Raw genomic sequence first — 18074 nt, 5'->3', positions numbered from 1 at the left:
CGCTATGTTTAGTAAAGTTATGATTTCTATGTTTTCTTTAAGCTTAGGCTTATGTGTCGCCGCTAGTGCGTGGGCTGACTCAGATCATAACGGTCATGATCTTGTACAAGATGTCCATAAAGCGGGAACCCGTATCGAATTTGAAGAAGATCAAGACGAAGTCTACGAAGCTGTACGCGAAGGCTATATTCGCCCTTTCTCAGAAATGTATGCGGCCGTTGAAAACGATCTTCATGGCAGAATCATTAAAGTAGAGCTAGAAGAAGATGACGACATTTGGGTGTATGAACTAAAAATCAATTACCAAAACAACATCATCAAAGTCGAATACAACGCCGAGACGTTAGAGATGCTCATGATTAAAGGCCGAAACTTTAAAGACGCAATTAAACACGGCGAATAATTCAGAGCCGCAACTTTACATTAATCACGACGAGCAATTAAGCACAACGAACAGTCATTACAAGAATTAAGAAGAACAATTATGAAAATTTTAGTCGTTGAAGACGAACCTCGCTTGGGCCAACAAATTCTTGAAACCCTTGAGGGAGCCGACTGGGTTCCAGAACTTTCTCAAGACGGTATCGACGCACTCTACCGTGCAACATCAGAAGAGTGGGATGCTATTGTTCTCGATTTAGGTCTACCTAAGCTGGACGGCCTAACCGTATTAAAAGGCATTCGAGACGAAAACATTAACACGCCAGTGATTATCTTAAGTGCGCGTGACACGCTTACGCAACGTGTAGAAGGCTTGAACGCCGGTGCTGATGACTACCTAACTAAACCATTCGAAATGGTCGAGCTGATAGCCCGCATTCGTGCTCAACTACGCCGAGCGTCAGGCAGTGCTGCTCCGATACTTCAAATCGGTGATCTAAGCCTAGACACACGCAGTTCTAAAGTGTTGTGGCAAGGTCAAGCAGTTAGCCTCACGGCGCTGGAATATAAAGTTGTCGCGTACTTCATGCATAACCAAAACAAGGTTATCTCGCGCACTGAGTTGGTTGAGCATATCTACAAGCAAGACTTCGACCGAGACTCAAACACGGTTGAAGTGTTCATCGGTCGTATTCGTAAGAAAATCGCACCAAAGATCATCAAAACCGTTCGTGGCCTTGGCTACCAACTGAATGCTGAATAGCTCAGTCGTCAATCACGCCAAGAGCAACCATTAATTAAGTGGACAGCCTGTTCTGATCATCGCAATACGATAAGTTACGATGAGCAAAGGCAGGTTGGAAATGCATGAATCTAAAGAAACGAACACTTAAAAACATCAGTTTAAAAAGCCGCTTGCTCCTTGCTGCGGCTTTTTGGCTAGGTGCGATGATATTAGCGGCTGGTGTCGGGATTCCGAAACTGGTTAACGACTACCTCGTCGATGACATGAAGCAGCAGCTTGGCTTAACCATGGATGAGTTAACCGCCAATATCGAAACCAATGACAGTGGTAACCTGATCATGGCAGAGCGTCTGTCTGATCCTAGGTTCAACCAGCCCTACAGTGGTATTTATTGGCGCGCCGCTACCCAAGAGCAGATCATTCGATCTCGCTCGCTATGGGATAAAGACCTCACCATCAAGCGTTCACCGATTCACACATCAGTCAAAGGGCCAGAGAAAGAAAAGCTGATTTACATCGAGCAAGATATCTACCTGCCTGAACTGAGCGACCCTGTCACGATCACCATTGGTATTGATGAAGATCCATTAGAATCCACACTGACAGAGCTTACTGGTCAAGTCTGGTTGATCCTAATGTTGCTGTTTGTTGGCGTGCTGATGTTGATCGGTATTCAAGTCAGTTGGTCGTTATTACCGCTCAGCAAGATGCAACGCGAACTGGTAATGCTAAGAAACGGCGAGCAACAAGGGTTAAGCGATAACTACCCGAAAGAGGTTTCTCCATTAGTCTCTGACCTCAATGCCCTGCTCTTTCACTATCAAGAGTTATTAGAACGAGCTCGTAACCACGCGGGTAACTTATCTCATGCGTTGAAAACACCGCTTTCAGTTCTAAAAAATGAGATAGAGCGACTTCCAGAGGATGACAAGGCACTGCTGCAACAGCCCATTCATCAGATTCAAAGCCAAATTGATTATCACCTTGGCCGCGCTCGTATGGCAGGTGCAATGAACATTCTTTCGGTGAAGTCTTCACCTTGTGAGCGTGTCGAAGCTATCTCAATGGCGTTTGATAAAGTCTACGCTGCCAATGAAGTCACCATGATTAACGAGCTAGACTCTGAGATTGAAGTGGCAGTAGAAAAAACCGACCTTGATGAAATGGTCGGCAACCTACTCGAGAACAGTTACAAGTGGGCGGGCAGCATTATTCGCGTCCATGCAAATGAACTCGACGATGGCAACATAGAGTTGGTGATTGAAGATGATGGCCAAGGCATTCCTGAAGAGAAGCTTGAGCAAGTGACCAAACGTGGCGTCCGACTTGATGAAACCACACCAGGAACAGGCTTAGGGCTTAATATCGTAAATGAAATGGCACACAGTTACCGAGGCAGCCTAACGCTCAGCAAGAGCTCAATGGGCGGCTTAAAAGCTTCTCTGGTGCTTAAAGTAAGTAAAGGCTGAACAAGCTAAGTAAAAGTTAAACACAATAAGCCCTAACGTAATGCTAGGGCTTAATTCTATCGACCTTATATACAACTCTATATATCGTTCACAGCAACATCCAAAGTTTGTGAATTATCACTAAGGGTCGTTGCTCCAATCGTTAATACCCGGCCATCAGTGTAATAGTCATGATCGTCATTGATCACTTCCACCGTTGCTAATGGGTACTTGTCTAACTCGATGTCTGGTAGTAACGTTCGTATCTGATTAGCAAGCCGATCTCGCTCTTCATCAACATTAGGGTCAATGTTATGAAGCACGGTCACAATGCCTGAGTAAGGCGTGACTTTAAGGCCATCATCATAGCTAATTGCGCCTAACCACTGAGGCTGGTTAGTTTTAATATCAACACCTGCACGCCACCAACGAATATGGCTGCGCTTCATCAGGTTACCCGGCAATTGAAAAGCCATATCTTGCGGCTTGTCTCGCCAATATAAATCAGACACTGGCGGCGTTTTTTCTCTAAGCAATGCGAGATAACCAACCCATTCAATCTCATTTCGAGAGAAGGTTTGATTCTCTATCCAGCCTAATTGCTTCATTAAGTCTCTTGGGGTTGCTCCAACATAAATTACGTTGATCGCTTGCGCCGAGTAGAACGAAGATTTACCGGGGAACGCTTTATAGGTAACCGAGTTCCAGTCGACTTTGTTTATTTGAGCCGTCTCTGGTTGATTCTGAAAGTCATCCGCTTTCCAGAAAAAGTGATCGTAGTTCGCAAACAATACCCACGCCAACAACAGCGCACTAGACTTAAGTACTAAGCATCGCCACTTCATTCGGTAACCGATAATGGTGAAGACTAATACCGCGAACACACCAACGATCAAGCTATTATGCTCCGAGATAAATATCTTAAGGCTATTAAGCCACGGGAAGTTTTCAACGCCGTGCGCCAGTAACATGCCCCAAGCAATGAACTGCCCTCCACCAAGGGCCAAACCGATAAACGCCAACACACTAAAATTACGCCACGGTACACGATGCGAGCCAGCTATAAATGGCACAACCCAAGCGATAGGCCCTAATAAACGAGCAAAAAGAATGATGTATGTGCCTTTGCGAGCAACCAGATAGCGGCAGCGCGCAATTAATCTTTTGGTTTCAGGGCGAAACTTAATGAGCCTTCGTTGCACCTTAACACCGTATTTATAACCAATGAAATAACTGAGTTGATCACCAAGCAAACCACCTAGCATCACCAAAACCAACGCCATCCATGCACCTGAATACAGTTGAAAGCCCGCTGCGATAAAGAACGGCTCTCCCGGTACAAATAGGTTTGGGCCAATGAGAGCATCACCCAATGCTCCCAGAAACAACCCTAGTCCATCAAACATAACAACCTCAACGCTTACTGTTCTTTGTAGTGACCAAACTTGTAGTTCATCTCGTTATTACGCATTTCTCCTTTAAAGAAGCGTCTTACATTGGCTTTAAGATAAGTAGAGCCTGTCTTCACAACGCCATCTTGGTCTAAGCGACGTGGGTCAAAACCAAAAGTCATATTTAGGAATCTAAATCGCCATGTTTTGCTCGCACGTTTTACGTAGTCACAATCTTCACACAGGACGATCTCTTCATCAAAACCGCCGATCTCATCATGCGCCCGTTTAGTCGAGAAAATACATGCGCCAATCGCCGTCGGGAAAAAGAACTGAGTAGTAAACAAGCCTGCGTTAAATAGCCCGTAACCAAACTTGTGTACAAGCGGCAAACCTTTCGAGCTCATGTACACACCCGCCACTTCAAGCTTCTTCTCTTCTAGTTCATAAAGCGCTTTCGCAAGGAAGTTTCGAGGCAAGCTCACGTCAGCATCTAAGAAAAGGATTCGGTTGTATTGCGCCAATGAAGCACCCGTGTTTCGGCCAAGGCTCACACCACGGTTTTCCATGTGATGCACCGTTAATTTTGGCAACGCGTTTTCATAAGCTTGCGCCACTTCTCTGGTGTTATCTTCACTGTTCGAGTCGACAACAATCACTTCAAACTCTTGGTGGGTTTGCACGCTCAACTCTTCCATTAAGCGGCTAATGCGTTTCTCTTCGTTTAGCGTAATTACGACAATGCTTACCGGTTTCATATTTTCACCTATTCATTCTGCTGTTTAATTAACACTAAGATTAACGAACTAAGACTTAACCAAGTCTTAGGCAAACATTCATTTTCCGTTCATTAACTTGATGATTTAGCAGTGATATAAATAGATAAGGATTGCGATGTAAAAGGGAGTAAAATGCGCTAAACAAGCGTTAGCGAACGTTTTATCTCCAAACGAACCCATTATCGAAGGAAATTCACTTTGAGATGGGCTTCTGACTTGCTCATATTGGAATGTGATGTTAGTATCCGCGCTCGCTTAAGCATGAACTTTTATGTTTAAGCATTACCACACACTCAAGGTCGCATTGAGGTGTGAAGTTAATTTTTACTAATTTGAGAGTAAAACTATGAAATTTGAAGCAGTAGTACGTACTGAACTAGGTAAAGGTGCGAGCCGCCGCCTACGTCACGCTGGTAAATTCCCAGCTGTAATCTACGGTGGCGAAGCTGAAGCTGTAGCTATCGAACTTGTTCACGCTGACGTGATCAACCAAATGGACAAGCCTGAATTCTACGAAGCAATCACTCTACTGATTGACGGCGCAGAAGTTAAGGTTAAGCCACAAGACGTTCAACGTCACGCGTTCAAGCCAAAAGTTGAGCACATGGACTTCATCCGCATCTAATTCCCTACCAAGGAATAAGATTGGATTAATCCAGCCTTCTGCATAGAAAAGATAATCGATCTTACCAGTCGAGAAATCTAGAAATTCGAAACCCCGATGCTACCAACACCGGGGTTTCACCGTTTTTGAGCCCTCAAAAAACGTCCAAAACATCTTATCGAATCCAAACTAAAGATACCTACCCACGCGCTCTACTTCTTTCAAAGCAATACCATCGGCTGCTATACCAACAGGAGCTGAACCTAGTGAATACCACTTAACATCATCAGTCTCTTGAGCGGTGATATCTCCTTTCCAGTCACTCACGATAAAATAATGAATCAACTGAAGTTCCTTCGTAGGATGGTAAAGCGAACACAAGTATTGGTAATCAATCGGAACAACATTAAGCTCTTCATCAAGTTCACGAAACAGCGCCTGAACCTGGTTTTCACCGTGTTCAATATGGCCGCCAGGTATAGTGATTAAACCGGGATCGGTCTCCCTAGACTCACTACGCTTTTCTAGTAATACCTGCGATTCCTTCAGCATGATAAAAGAAACACACTCGTGGACATCCATCTAATTTTCCTAAAGCCGTTACAAAGGTAGTTAAGTTTGTTGTTCTAGCTTGTGTTAATGCTTAATTTACAACAAGCTTTTTACTCAGCCTTTCATACAATTCAAAAGCTTCTGTTTTAGATATCAAATTTCCGAGAGCGTATTGATGAGCTAGCTCAATATCGTCGCTTTGATTGGAGTAATAGCGCTTGGCGACTGCAGCACACTGGCTCAGGTTGGTGTACCAGCTGCCGTCTTGCTCAGCCACAAAGTAATACGCAACTCGAACCAACTTCTTTCCAATCACCTTAGCGACATCCGCATCAGTCATTGTTTTGAAACTCGAGGGCATTTGCTCAAGAAAAGTAGACAAGTCACCATTGAGAGCTTGAGCGATTTCAATGCTTGGTTTGTATAGTGGGAACTCATTAGATAAATCATTCCCCCAAACACAACAGCAGCAATGCTTGATCCAAAAGTGCCAGTGATACTTTTCCGTGGGTTGCAGAACATCCCGCAGGAAGCCAGGATCGATATCAAGCTTGGTCACTTGCGGATAGGTTTGGGGTATGGTGCCGGAAAGTAGGTTAAATACTTCCTTTTCTCTCTGACCAACAGGCGTAGCGAGTACGATAGAAACATCCAAATCAGAGCGACCAACAATGGCCGTTCCTCCAGGCACGCTTCCATACAAGTAGATACCATCAACTTGACCTGGAAGCTCTCTTAGCAGCGAATCAACGACTGCTGACACCACGTCTTGAAATTCAGGCGCAATGTTCTTTGGCGAATAAAGATTTTGAATGAACCCTTCTCGATCGAGTCCTCTAGTTTGTTCTTGCACCTTGGGTTCCTATTTTAATCGTTATAATTAATCACACCGGATTCTGATGATGATTTGAGGAGTGCCAGTGGTTAAAGTAACATTAACTCTCGCTTAGTTTTATCGTCCAGCTTTTCAATCGCGTAGCGAAAAGCAACTCTTGGTATTGCGGCATGCTTAGCGTTTAAATAACCAATAACCTGTTGAGGTTCCATTTTACTGAGGACTTTAAGCATCCAACCATATCCTTTCTGCACGAGGTCATGTCCATCTTCTAGCAATAGATCTGCCACACAAAGCGGAGCCAACGCTGAGTATCGATTCTGATTGATCGGATAAATTAAGATGACAGCAGCAGCTCTACGTACAGCAAAATTCGAATGCTCGACCCATTTGGTTATGAGTTCGAACAACTCATTGTATTGAGACAGTAACTCACCAAACGCATGAGTGCAGAAGTCATCACAATCATTCCAGTCAATGACATACTCCATTAACCAATGCTCAAAGATTGGAAACGTTTCTTTCGAATATTGTTTTCTTACTCTAAAAGCCCAGTCGTAAGCAATAACACCTAACGCCCAATCCCTTTCTTCAAGCAATTGAGTACACAGGGACAAAACATTAGAGATATCTTTATTTTTGATGGTTTTAAAAACGAGCGCCGATATAGATCGAACCAGCCCTGTTTTAACACTAGCCTCTGGATAACCAACGTCTGAAAGATGAAGCTTTACCGTTTCAACGATATTCATTAATTGCCAAACCTTCATAGAACTAAAATTAATATCAAAGTGAGATACACAGCACTTAAACCATACGCATGGGATTTATAAAATATAAGTTACCTTAATCACAACATTCATTATTGAGCATTTAAATTACCACTAAAACAAGGACATTCCCTTTGGTAATAGTAACTTATAATGCATACTAGCGACCTTAAAAAGAGGTGCTAAATGAAAAAGAACGGTTTTACACTTATTGAGCTTGTTGTCGTTATTGTGATCCTTGGAATACTCGCCGTCACTGCCGCTCCAAGGTTCCTCAACGTAAGTACCGATTCTCATATTGCAGTCGTTAAAGGTACTGGTGCTTCTTTTAAAACAGGGGTCGATCTTGCCTATTCAAAAAATTTAACCTCAAACGGTGGTGGTGCTTCCACGAATGTCCCTATCTATGATGACTCCGCGACCGGCCAGCTTGACTTCAATGAATGGGGATATCCAGCCCAGCAATGGCACTTACCTGAAGAATCTCCAAGATTAGATAACGCTGAAGATTGCATTTCGGTATGGGGCGCACTGCTCCTCGATCCACCTAGTATTTCAAGTTTCAATTCACCAGAAGAAACCGACTACATTGCTGAATATATACAGACGGATCAGTGTATCTATCATTATCGAGTCGTACCGGGAATTTCCATTGACTACAACTCAATGAATGGTGACGTCACTGTAGACGATGAGCCAGATAACTAAGCGCTAAATGTTGGTCTTTCAGAGTACTTGGGAATTTACGGTTTCTCTCAATAAAAGTGCCACACATTAAGAATCAACAGCACACATTTAAGACTGGCTTATTTTGGCGTAAACGAGCGTGCTGTCCATATCTCCTGATGGCAAACGTCGATCATTGGCTAAGCGATCTTCAAGTTGATAGCCACATCGTTTGGCCACGGCCTGACTTTTAAGATTCGAGCCTACCATCCTAATTTCGACTCTTTTCGCACCTTTTTGAGTGAATGCATATTCTTCGATAATTCGGACAGCTTCACTCACGTAACCCAAGCCCGTTTTTGATGTTTGCAACCAGTAGCCGATTTCAAAGTAAGGGACAGTATCGTCTCTGATCATAAAGCCAATAGCCCCGATAAATGCCCCTGTTTGCTTTTCAATAATATTGAACCAGAACTCGCCAGTAAAGTTGGCGAAATTATTGGTAGCATCTTGAATGTTAAGTTCTAGCTGCTCTTTAGTTAGAGAATCAGAAACCCAAGGTAAGAATGGGGAAAACTCGGCCTTGCACTCATTTATCACCTCACACATCTCTTCGCTGTATTTTAATGATGGAGGGGTTAATTTGAGCCTTTCACTTTCCATCACTAAGCCTTTCCCCAATCAGATCGAACAACCGCCAACACAACTGTATCCCACCATTGACCTTTGAAGAATCGATGAGCTTTAAAACACGCTTCTTGTTTCATTCCCAGTGACTTACATAATTTAATCGCAGCCAAGTTCTTGCTGATGGTTTCGGCGTAGATACGGTGTATGCCTAACTCTGAGAAACCAAAATCAGCGAGGGCTTCAGATGCTTCTATAGAAAGCCCTTTTCCCTGAGTTTGCCTCGATAAAGCACAGCCCATTGAAGCTTGTTTATCGCGTTCAAGACGTAAACAAACGGTTCCAATAAACTTCCCCGAATCTTTGCTTTCAACCGCTAGCTGATAGGACTGGCGTGGTACTTCCAAAGCCTGTGCAACAAACAACTGAGTTAGCTCTCGATATTTGTTAGGTTCGCAATCACTTTCATCATAGAAACGCTGATACTTTGCGTCTTGAGAGATCGCAACAAAGGCACACTCGTCTTCGATACTCATATCTCGAAGAATCAACCTGTCAGTTTCCAGCTTAAACATCAAAATTCCTTTTTATCTTATAGCCTTGAAGGGAAAAGTCTCGGAGGTGTTTACTCGTATACTTTCCCGTTATGCTTCAACCAACCATGAGTGTGATGATTACGAGGGTCTTTGTGCGTCCAGTGCATTGCGCCACCTTTCTTGTTCCACAATCAAATGTCATTTGGGCTGACTAAATAAGTCCCTATCTAGCGGTGCTTGTATTGAGTCGGACAATAACCTCTCGAAACGTCCGAACTGCGTAGTTTTACATGCTTGGTCGAGCGCCCAGAAACACGTGAACGCCACAGCTTAAAACTGCCAAGCTTGAGATGGCTACGCATAAAACGAATCACTTCCGATTCATTTAAACCAAATTGCAGTTCTATTGCTTCAAACGGCGTTCTGTCTTCCCACGCCATTTCGATAATTCTTGATTCATTCTCTTTAGATAGCATCATGCATACTCTTCCTTAATAAACTGGAAGAAATACGCCCGTCTTAGATTTAAAGATCACAAGTGACTACTTTGAACTCCACGACTTATAAAGTTCAGTAAAACAACAAGCTAACTCAAATTATGGCTATTTGCTTTCCAGCCACTCAGAACGCAATAGACCATACTTAATCGAGTCATAATACTCGCCTTGGTAATAACGCACTTTTCTTAGCCTAGCTTCTTGCTGGAAGCCTAATTTAAGAGCTAGTGACATCATCCGCGGATTACCCGACCAAGTGGTTAAACCGACACGCTCTATCTGCTTGTTTTTGAATAGGTAAGATACCCAAAGAGGAAGAGCTAACGCAGCAATACCCTTCCCCCAATAGTCGGAGTTATAAATGACTACTCCGACTTCAAGCCAACGTGTCTCTTCACACTCCCAATAACAACTGACGGTTCCTACAGGCACATCGTCTACAACCACCAACTGTAAGTCGGATCCATTGAGTAACCGTTGAAACGAACGGCTTTCAAACTCTTCTAGTGATGGCGGTGAGTATGGAAAATAAGGGCCGTTAAACTTCGTCCACTCATCGTTTGAGATAACCAAGGAATAAATGGCTGCCAATTCGCTTGGCATGGCGGGCCTAATACTTACCTGCATTTTCTCTCCTTGGTTTGGTGCTTAGGTATGGTTCTTGGTCTAAGTTCTAGAGGGATTAGTCGCGACCACAGCAGTCATTAATCTCATAATAACCATTAATAATAAAGTAACTAAATCGGATGACTACCAATCTAGCAGCTAGGCAATCATGGGGTTAAATAAGCTTGTGCGAACTCTCTAAGCACTCTCGCATTATTGTGGTATTTGCTATCCCCGCACTTTGTGCCATCTACTCTGATGTCCGGGCTGGAATATGCAGGTATAACATCTCGCTCATAAGACATCACTGTGCCTCTGTCAGCACAAATTGTACCGAATGAATATTGAGGAGCTCTTGGATACGTTCCAGAAATGTAACTTTCTATACTATCAAAATCTTTCAATAACGTTTTATAGTCATGATTAGCACCACTTAAATGGCCAATTTCATGCTCCATTAAGTAATCAGGGCAGTTTATCGCTAAAGAAAAAAAGTAGGATACCGAAGAAGACATACCACAATAATCAGACTCAAAGCTAAAATTATAATTAGAAAATACTATCCCAGTAAAAATGGGGACGCCGTCTTCTGTTGTTTCTGGAATCGGTTCTTCCATCGAGAGTTTTAATAACCTCTCTGCTGCGCCCAAATCTTGAAACCAAAGGCTGTCGATTTCAGACGTATAAGTCACCTTAGTGACTTTTCTCGTCATAGGGACGCAGGAGTTTTTTAACACCAGATTCGAATAGCTTTCCCATGTCGCTATTTTAGAGGCTATAAATGCTTTGGAATATTCATCTAACACCGATTCATCAACATAAAGGTGGATTTCTGTATTCAAAACCTCGCTCTGTACACAAGTAGGAAACTCGATGCTTTGAGCATTGGAGAGTCGACTATTGCTCAACACTATAATCAAAACACAACCAACTAACTGGATGAGCCTTTTAAAAGAACCCTCACTGACTCGTGTATTCATTTCCACCCTCTCCCTATATTCAAAACCACAAAAAGCATCATAAATGCCGTGACTTAAGATTCATTTTTACCCTCATTACACATATAAGCGTTGGCCTCTCAAAGTAACCTGCACTATCTGTGTTTTTCAGAAAACAAAAAGCTCGCCATGCAATGGCGAGCTTTATTGATTATGAGAGCTTAACGGTTATAAGACCCTGGCATTAACAAGGCCCAAATACGAAGAAATCTAAAGTATTAAGACACCTGATCGCGTAAAGCCAATTCAACGTTTTTCAACACTTTGAACTCTTCTCGAGTACAACCGCGTGCCACGGAAACCCAATGGTCGCCAGTTTCATCGGCTCCTTTAAACTCTGCACGCAACTCATATCTTCGCCATGTAACAAACGCCAAGATAAAGGTCAGTGCAAGCATCGGTAAACCGAACTGAGGAACAAATGCCCAAGTCGCAGCCGAGAGAACTAAAGCCAACGAAACAATATTGATTGCGTTTTCTTTAAGACCCAATTGGCGAATTTCTAACTGTTTGATTTTACGTAAGCTGTACACATCTTTCTTAACTCGGAGTTCGTTAGAGCTCACCAGAAAATCTGATGCTTTGTATGACCTACGAAGTCGCACTAAATTCGCTAACCTGTTGCGTGTTTGATTCTTTTTCATCGCCTTTCTCCATGTTATTAAAGGTTAGTAAAAACTAATATAATCATGAAGTTAATGAACGAGTGCTTATTTTATAAATCAAACCAATATTAAAATCAAGCTTATGCAATTAATAACACTTATAACAACACCGTCTTACATTTGAAATTTTAATAGAAAGAAGGCTTATTAAGGAATCTACTCATCATAAATCGATGTACTTTAGTTAAGTTAGATATAGGCCGATAATATTTCCAATAACCGACCAAACATACCAAACGGCGGGCATAATTCCTCCTGCTTTGTAACCACTTATTTCAACGCGATTTTTGCGACAAACTTCGTGTTCAAGGAATGCTGAACAGTGGTCACATAACGCTCCACTTGTCATAGGTCGCATAACTCCCTTGCCCACTATCCATCCGGCTTTTAAATACCTGAATCACTCAATTGAACATATCAATATAGCTTATCGATTAAGCAATTGATCTCATAATGTAGAGTCTGTACGCTTACACTATGCACACGGTTACCTAATGAAGATCACGATGAACGAACTACTGACATGCGGTATGGAACAGAAACAACGAACAACGGTGACGAGTTTATTCGCAAGAAATGGATTTAAGATCGCAACGACTGACTTTGATGATGTGACTTTCGAACGTGAAAATGTGTTGGTCAACGTTCGATTTGATTCCTCTTCTAACGTTGAATCGATTTCAACTCTAAACAACTAACGAGCTCACAAGCAGGTCGCTAAAATAATTGAATGGCCAACATTCGAGTCATTTTAGCGTATCTTGCAACCTGCCCTTTTCTACTTCATCCCCACCCTCTTCTCTTCCAAAAGCCACCGAGTGACAATTAAATCAATAACTCGCAATTCCATGATCTTGGCTTATATTTATTAATATCCTTTGAAAAAAAATTCGAAATGATGCCTATGTTCCTAACTCGGTTAATTTATGTCAGTACGCTCTGTGAAAGTTGCGATTCTCAGGCTTTGAACGACATTCTTCAGATTTCACACGACCGCAATAAGCAAAGCCATTTAACAGGCCTTCTAAGCCACAATGATAAGTATTTCCTGCAATGTATTGAAGGTTCGAGAACCGCAGTGAACCATACTTACAATCATATCTTGAATGACACGCGACACAAAAACGTCATGATTTTATATTTCAAAGAGATCGATTGTAGGCAGTTTGGTGATTGGTCTATGGGTGATATTCCACAATCTAGCCTAACTGAACTGGTTAATTTACAGTTTTCAACATCAGACCAGTTCAACCCGTATGAGATGTCAGGAGAAAGTGCCTACCGAATGCTTCTGGAATTGAAACAGAATTTGCCATCAGAATAGCTCTTCGACCCAACTTAATCCGTAGAGCAAGCAACAAAAAGCCCCAACGTATGGGGCTTTTTGCGTTTTATTGTAAAGGCAACTATTCGTTATTCTTCGGTGAACTCTAATCGCTCTCGCTGCTCACCGCTTCTTGTTCACTGCCAGCAAGAGCTTGCTGTTCGGCGGTAATATCAGATTCTTTGAACACAATGAACGCGCGGCGGTTTAATGCATCGGCTTTTTCAGAGCGTTCATTAATCGCAGGCTGCAACTTACCAAATGACTTCACTTCCCAGATGAACTGCTTAGGGTCGAGTTTGGTTTTGAGGTATTCAACCACCGTTTCTGCGCGGCGCTCTGCCAGCTTTTCATTGTAAGAAAGTGAACCCGCTTGGTCGGTGTGCCCTGCCACCATTATGCTACCTTGCAGGCCGCTCAACTTAGTTGTGAAGTCATCTAACTGAGTTAGGTCTTCTTGCTTGAGTACTGACTTATCGAAATCGAAGTGCGGCGTCATTGCCATATAAACTTTACGTTCTGGTTTTGGCGGCTCACAGAAAGGCATCTCTTCGTACTTCTGAGCTTCTTCAAACACGATAAATGCACGGCGGTTCTCCGCTCGGTCTTTATCTGTCTTACCAAACAGAAGAGGTTGAGTCTCACCAAGATGTTTCACTTCCCAGTCATATTGCGTTGGGTCTAGTTGCCCTTTCAAATAATCTGCGACCGATTTAGCACGGCGCTGTGAAAGGCGCTCATTATATTCGAAAGAACCCTTGAAATCAGTATGGCCGACAATCGTGATGCGCCCTTTTAAGCCTCTGATCTCTTTAACAAAGGTATCTAAGTTGATCTTGTCGAGGTCGCGTAATTGATATTTATCAAACGCAAAATGCTCTGCGATGGCGATGTGCACCTCACGCTCTGGCGCCAAACACTCGCTTATTAAAAACTTAGACACATCGATGCCAGCAAACTTGTCTCGGTTCTCCTGACTCACATAGGTGTCGGTTGCACAGCCGGAAAGCAGCAAAGTACTCATCACTGCGCTTATTAGGAAAATAATTGTTTTCATCTTACTCTTAACTGTCACTTTGAATTCTCAACTCTTAACTTTCGACCCACTTGGGCAGGCTTAGATCTTACCGACTAAGTTAATGAACACACCAGATGCGTCGTAGTCATCATCATTGGTTAAGTCACTATCAAACGCAGAGAAGTTATAACCAATCCCCATTTTGAAGTTCTCGCCGATGTGCTTGTTCACCGAAACTAATGCACCGTGTTCTAGCTCATCGTTGAGAGTGTCTGTTTTCCAGTGGTATTCACCCGTCACATCCCACTCTTTCATCACACGGTAAGAAGCGCTTAATCCGTATAGGTCGATATCGCTTTTAACCAGCTCATTCGAACCAGATGCTCGTTCAAAAGCTTGCTGTTTGTCTTTATGGGCGTACTTAGTACCGACATCCCAGTGTTGGTCAATCGAATAGATCGCCTCAACTTCAATGATCTGACTGGTTTCGTCTTGATAATCCACATCGCGATCCAGTTGATCGAAATCTGCAATATACGTGTAGCGGCTCAGTAAGTTGAGTCGATCGTTGTAGATCGGACGATACGCGAGGCCGCCAGTGGCTTCGGTAAATTGCGCCATGGTTTCGCCCGAGGTTTCGCTTTCGGTGATGGAGTAGTTGTACTTACCAAATAGCGTGTACTCTTCCGTTAAGTGATGCGTGTAACGGTTGGTCGTCACGATTTGTTGCAGTTCTCGCTGAGCGATGTCAGGGTCGTCTTCACTCTTATCCACTCGATATTCAAATTTGTGGCTTAGGGTGATGTCATCTAGGTCAATTGAAGCATTGAAGCTAATAGATTCACGCTCTGTGGTGATGTTCTCGTCATCTTTAATTTCCCCAAGCTGATAACCGATCCCCATCTCGACATCTTCCGTCACGTCGTAACCAAAGCCGTACGAGTCGATACGGCCATGACCGTCGTTTTCATCAACAAACTGGTTCTCTTGGTAGAAATCGACACTGCTAGTCAGGTCTGCACGCTGACCAACAATCACGTTGTTTTGACCTTCGTAGTTATCATCTACATAAGTTACGTAGGTTGAGTGGTCATCGGTTACATCGTAAGTCACAGTCGCTTCTGCTACTTGGCCTCGGTCGCCATCGGTGTATTCGCCGCCAAGAGACAAGTCTTCCAACACTTGGAATTCAGCGCCAATCGACGCGCTGTCGTTTTCATCATAGTCATCCGACTGATCGACAGTCTTTTGCCCTTTAACGTAAACGCTGTTCTCGCTGTCCCACATGTATTCCAAACGCACGCCCGCTAAGGTCGCATCGCTGTGCTCGTCGTTTTGGTTAAGCTCTTCAGTTTGTTGCCCTGCCGCCGAAACTTTGATGTGCTCGGTGATTTTGACTTGAGTCTCGATCTCAATCGTTTCAGTATCTGTTTCTAGATTACCATCGACATCGCGCTCTTCATTGGTCGAGAAGCGAGAGAGAACCGCCAAGCGATCAGTAGCTTGTAAACGAACTTCAGCACCGTATGCCTCTTGCTCTAGATCATCGCTGCTGCTCGCGTAGCTGTATCCCGCGTCTTTGTCTCGGTACCAAAGCTTAAGGTCATTGCCAACGACACCAAAGATGGTTGGAGCAAGATCGTAAAGGCTAGTCACAGCCGTTATTTGGATACTGTCACCCTCGCGATCTTCTAACGTATCGCCAATTGGCGTAAAGGTTAAACCACCATCGGTAGAGACGAAATTCGACTCGGTTTGCCTGCCTTCACTGTGTGCAAACTCAGCCTTAATGTAGGTACCTTCTGTTGCACGCAACGTTAAGTCCGTACCGTAAGACTCGTAGTCTTGGTTGTCCTTTTCTTGAGTCGCATACGTCACGCCAACACCAACGTAATCGTTGATCCAACCTTTAGCACGACCACCGTAAGACATCGCATCTAATGAATCTGAACCTTGTGGGACGTACTCATAGTCTACAACCAGAAAGTTTTCGTAGTCGTCTCCGTTTTCAATCACGCTGCCAAAGCTGTCGGATAGGATGTTGTCGAGTGGCTTGGTCAAAATAATTCGACCTTGGTACGGGTCAAAGTCATAGTCGACGCCCGGCTCAAGTGGGATTTCATTCTGCACTAGGCCAGATTCATCTTTTACTTTGACGTAAACTTTGTCACTTCCCGGTACCGCTTCACCATGACGAAGGAAGTACAGAGAGCCGCCTGTACCCAAGAACTCATCGTGTGCATACAAGGAATCAGCTTCTGCGGTAAAACCGACCATGTTCAGACGATCTTCACCGTATTGTGTAGTATCGCGAGTGCGATAATCAGCTTTGAAACCATAGAGGCTACGGTTGTAATCGTTGTTCTCAGTGCCTGTTAAACCCGTGTTGTAGTTACCCCACAAGTATTGAGACTTATCGTATTCCACATTGAGGTAAACCTTGCCCTTGGTGTTGACCACTTTTTCGATGTTTGAGCTGTCACCATAGTTACCGTAATAAAGCTCATCGTCGTCTTCGAGGATATCGAACACATCCGAATCGTCTGAGGCGAACGGATGTTTGAACATGTCTTTGATTTCACTTTCTCGCGTATCAAAGTGAGTTGTTACACGAAGTTTGTCGCCAAATTTACCCTGACCAAAGTACGCTAAACGACCTTGGTTATAGATGTCATTTTGATACTGGTCATCGACACTTAATGCATCGCTATTACCAGACACATTATTCTTACCAACATAAAGATCAGCCAAACCGGTTTGTGCGTAGTACGTATCTGGAATACGAACGTACAGCTTGTAACGACGTTCATCACCGTTATCAAACACAACCTTGGTAGGGAAAATGTAGGAGTCTGTTGGTAAGTACTGCTCTGCATATAAGTTGCCATCTTCGACATCAAATTCATCTTCACCGATGATGACTTTATCTACGCCTTTCAAGCCAGTGCCGATGAACTTCGCTAAACCCGCATTGGTCGGGATGTTGTGACGCATCAGCTTTGCCTGTCCGTAACTTTTACCTTTGCTCTCTTCATCGTCGTTATCGTTTCGGTCGATATCGACTTCAGAGTCCGGCTTAACTAAGTCAGTCACACCAACGGTGGTCACATCCATGTTGCCATCTTTGTCCCACGCTTTTAGGCGGAACATCAGCTGCTCACCGACATTAAATTGGTAGTCAACATCGGTTTGACCATCCCAATTGATGTCAGAGTCGTTCGCCAGTTTATCGCCTTCAAGCACAGCGATTGGCTCAGACAGACCAAAGTCACCCACTCGGTACACTTCCAACTGGTACTTTTTGATGTAGTAACCATAGTTGGTGGTGATGGTGAAACCGACACTGTCACGCAATGTGCCTTGTTCCACTTCTAATTCATCGCTAACACTGACGTCGAGCACTGGGTCAAAGCGAGTGATGTCGCGGCTTGCCCAAATAGCGCCTTGTTCTAGGTAAATACGCGAACTATCTTGATCTTGGTTCGGCTTAGTGATTTCAATGCCAGTCGTCTCAGAACCGAGTTTTTCAAGCTTACCTGTGTCTTTCGCTACCGCCATCACAGGAATGGCCGTTAACACACACGTCGCTAAACGAGACTTACTAAATACTTTCATACAATTTCCAGATACGG

General features: G+C 43.6%; 20 protein-coding genes and 1 pseudogene. 7 read left to right on the top strand and 14 right to left on the bottom strand.

The genetic code is table 11. The annotated features are described in order from the left end of the window. The first annotated feature begins 4 nt into the window (after positions 1-4). The 3 genes from AB4493_RS18650 to AB4493_RS18640 all read left to right on the top strand — a co-directional run bounded on the left by AB4493_RS18650 (position 5) and on the right by AB4493_RS18640 (position 2595). The gene (locus tag AB4493_RS18650; RefSeq protein WP_004734667.1) at positions 5-403 is read left to right on the top strand and encodes a PepSY domain-containing protein; all 399 of its coding nucleotides are present in this window, start codon (positions 5-7) and stop codon (positions 401-403) included. 81 nt (positions 404-484) lie between these two features. Next, positions 485-1144 (top strand): response regulator transcription factor, encoded by a 660-nt coding sequence (locus AB4493_RS18645; RefSeq protein ID WP_004734666.1) that lies wholly within the window; start codon positions 485-487, stop codon positions 1142-1144. 104 nt (positions 1145-1248) lie between these two features. Then, positions 1249-2595 (top strand): ATP-binding protein, encoded by a 1347-nt coding sequence (locus AB4493_RS18640; RefSeq protein WP_017068035.1) that lies wholly within the window; start codon positions 1249-1251, stop codon positions 2593-2595. Positions 2596-2672: 77 nt separating this feature from the next. On the opposite strand, the gene AB4493_RS18635 is transcribed toward AB4493_RS18640, so the two are convergent. Both AB4493_RS18635 and AB4493_RS18630 read right to left on the bottom strand, forming a co-directional pair. Beyond that, on the bottom strand, positions 2673-3980 hold the full coding sequence (locus AB4493_RS18635) for an LssY C-terminal domain-containing protein (RefSeq protein WP_372155589.1): 1308 nt from the start codon (positions 3978-3980) through the stop codon (positions 2673-2675). 14 nt (positions 3981-3994) lie between these two features. Beyond that, entirely contained in the window at positions 3995-4723 is a 729-nt protein-coding gene (locus AB4493_RS18630) for a glycosyltransferase (RefSeq protein ID WP_017070601.1), read from the bottom strand. 367 nt (positions 4724-5090) lie between these two features. On the opposite strand from AB4493_RS18630, the gene rplY reads away from it, so the two are divergent. Further along, entirely contained in the window at positions 5091-5369 is a 279-nt protein-coding gene (gene rplY / locus AB4493_RS18625) for a 50S ribosomal protein L25 (protein ID WP_017060373.1), read from the top strand. Between the two features lie 168 nt (positions 5370-5537). Here the strand turns inward: rplY and AB4493_RS18620 are convergent, their stop codons facing one another. The 3 genes from AB4493_RS18620 to AB4493_RS18610 form a co-directional block, all read right to left on the bottom strand. After that, positions 5538-5930: an NUDIX hydrolase gene (locus tag AB4493_RS18620; RefSeq protein WP_017060354.1), complete on the bottom strand. Its 393-nt coding sequence runs from the start codon at positions 5928-5930 to the stop codon at positions 5538-5540. Between the two features lie 61 nt (positions 5931-5991). Next, a complete protein-coding gene (locus AB4493_RS18615) occupies positions 5992-6753 on the bottom strand; it encodes a nucleotidyltransferase domain-containing protein (protein WP_372155588.1) in 762 nt (253 codons plus the stop codon). A gap of 71 nt (positions 6754-6824) precedes the next feature. Next, positions 6825-7487 carry a DNA alkylation repair protein gene (locus AB4493_RS18610; RefSeq protein WP_372102258.1) on the bottom strand — a complete coding sequence of 221 codons (663 nt, stop codon included), beginning with the start codon at positions 7485-7487 and terminating at the stop codon, positions 6825-6827. A 204-nt stretch (positions 7488-7691) separates the two neighbouring features. Between AB4493_RS18610 and AB4493_RS18605 the strand changes: the two genes are divergently transcribed. After that, entirely contained in the window at positions 7692-8213 is a 522-nt protein-coding gene (locus tag AB4493_RS18605; RefSeq protein ID WP_017065388.1) for a type II secretion system protein, read from the top strand. Between the two features lie 87 nt (positions 8214-8300). Here AB4493_RS18605 and AB4493_RS18600 read toward each other — a convergent pair whose 3' ends face one another. The 7 genes and pseudogenes from AB4493_RS18600 to AB4493_RS18570 form a co-directional block, all read right to left on the bottom strand. Continuing rightward, the gene (locus AB4493_RS18600; protein ID WP_372155606.1) at positions 8301-8834 is read right to left on the bottom strand and encodes a GNAT family N-acetyltransferase; all 534 of its coding nucleotides are present in this window, start codon (positions 8832-8834) and stop codon (positions 8301-8303) included. A 2-nt stretch (positions 8835-8836) separates the two neighbouring features. Further along, complete coding sequence (locus AB4493_RS18595) at positions 8837-9373, bottom strand: GNAT family N-acetyltransferase (protein ID WP_372155587.1); 537 nt, start codon at positions 9371-9373, stop codon at positions 8837-8839. Positions 9374-9423: 50 nt separating this feature from the next. After that, positions 9424-9522, bottom strand: a pseudogene (locus tag AB4493_RS18590) (DUF3465 domain-containing protein); the annotation flags it as partial. A 39-nt stretch (positions 9523-9561) separates the two neighbouring features. Continuing rightward, positions 9562-9813 carry a TIGR03643 family protein gene (locus AB4493_RS18585; RefSeq protein ID WP_017065384.1) on the bottom strand — a complete coding sequence of 84 codons (252 nt, stop codon included), beginning with the start codon at positions 9811-9813 and terminating at the stop codon, positions 9562-9564. A 123-nt stretch (positions 9814-9936) separates the two neighbouring features. After that, a complete protein-coding gene (locus tag AB4493_RS18580; RefSeq protein ID WP_372155586.1) occupies positions 9937-10458 on the bottom strand; it encodes a GNAT family N-acetyltransferase in 522 nt (173 codons plus the stop codon). Positions 10459-10604: 146 nt separating this feature from the next. Continuing rightward, complete coding sequence (locus tag AB4493_RS18575) at positions 10605-11417, bottom strand: hypothetical protein (protein ID WP_372155585.1); 813 nt, start codon at positions 11415-11417, stop codon at positions 10605-10607. A gap of 236 nt (positions 11418-11653) precedes the next feature. After that, on the bottom strand, positions 11654-12079 hold the full coding sequence (locus tag AB4493_RS18570; protein WP_004734639.1) for a hypothetical protein: 426 nt from the start codon (positions 12077-12079) through the stop codon (positions 11654-11656). A 527-nt stretch (positions 12080-12606) separates the two neighbouring features. Between AB4493_RS18570 and AB4493_RS18565 the strand changes: the two genes are divergently transcribed. Together AB4493_RS18565 and AB4493_RS18560 are read left to right on the top strand one after the other, a co-directional pair. Next, positions 12607-12798, top strand: coding sequence for a hypothetical protein (locus tag AB4493_RS18565; protein ID WP_017065380.1), 192 nt, complete (start codon positions 12607-12609; stop codon positions 12796-12798). Positions 12799-13004: 206 nt separating this feature from the next. Continuing rightward, on the top strand, positions 13005-13424 hold the full coding sequence (locus tag AB4493_RS18560; RefSeq protein ID WP_017067227.1) for a BLUF domain-containing protein: 420 nt from the start codon (positions 13005-13007) through the stop codon (positions 13422-13424). Positions 13425-13530: 106 nt separating this feature from the next. On the opposite strand, the gene AB4493_RS18555 is transcribed toward AB4493_RS18560, so the two are convergent. Next, positions 13531-14481: an OmpA family protein gene (locus AB4493_RS18555; protein WP_372155584.1), complete on the bottom strand. Its 951-nt coding sequence runs from the start codon at positions 14479-14481 to the stop codon at positions 13531-13533. A 60-nt stretch (positions 14482-14541) separates the two neighbouring features. After that, entirely contained in the window at positions 14542-18057 is a 3516-nt protein-coding gene (locus tag AB4493_RS18550) for a hypothetical protein (RefSeq protein ID WP_372155583.1), read from the bottom strand. Positions 18058-18074: the final 17 nt, after the last annotated feature.

Source organism: Vibrio sp. 10N.222.55.A1, assembly GCF_041473835.1.
In the GTDB taxonomy this organism is placed as follows: Bacteria; Pseudomonadota; Gammaproteobacteria; order Enterobacterales; family Vibrionaceae; genus Vibrio; species Vibrio crassostreae_C.
The sequence above is the reverse complement of the archived record's forward strand: the minus strand, read 5'-3'. Positions and strand labels throughout refer to the sequence as shown.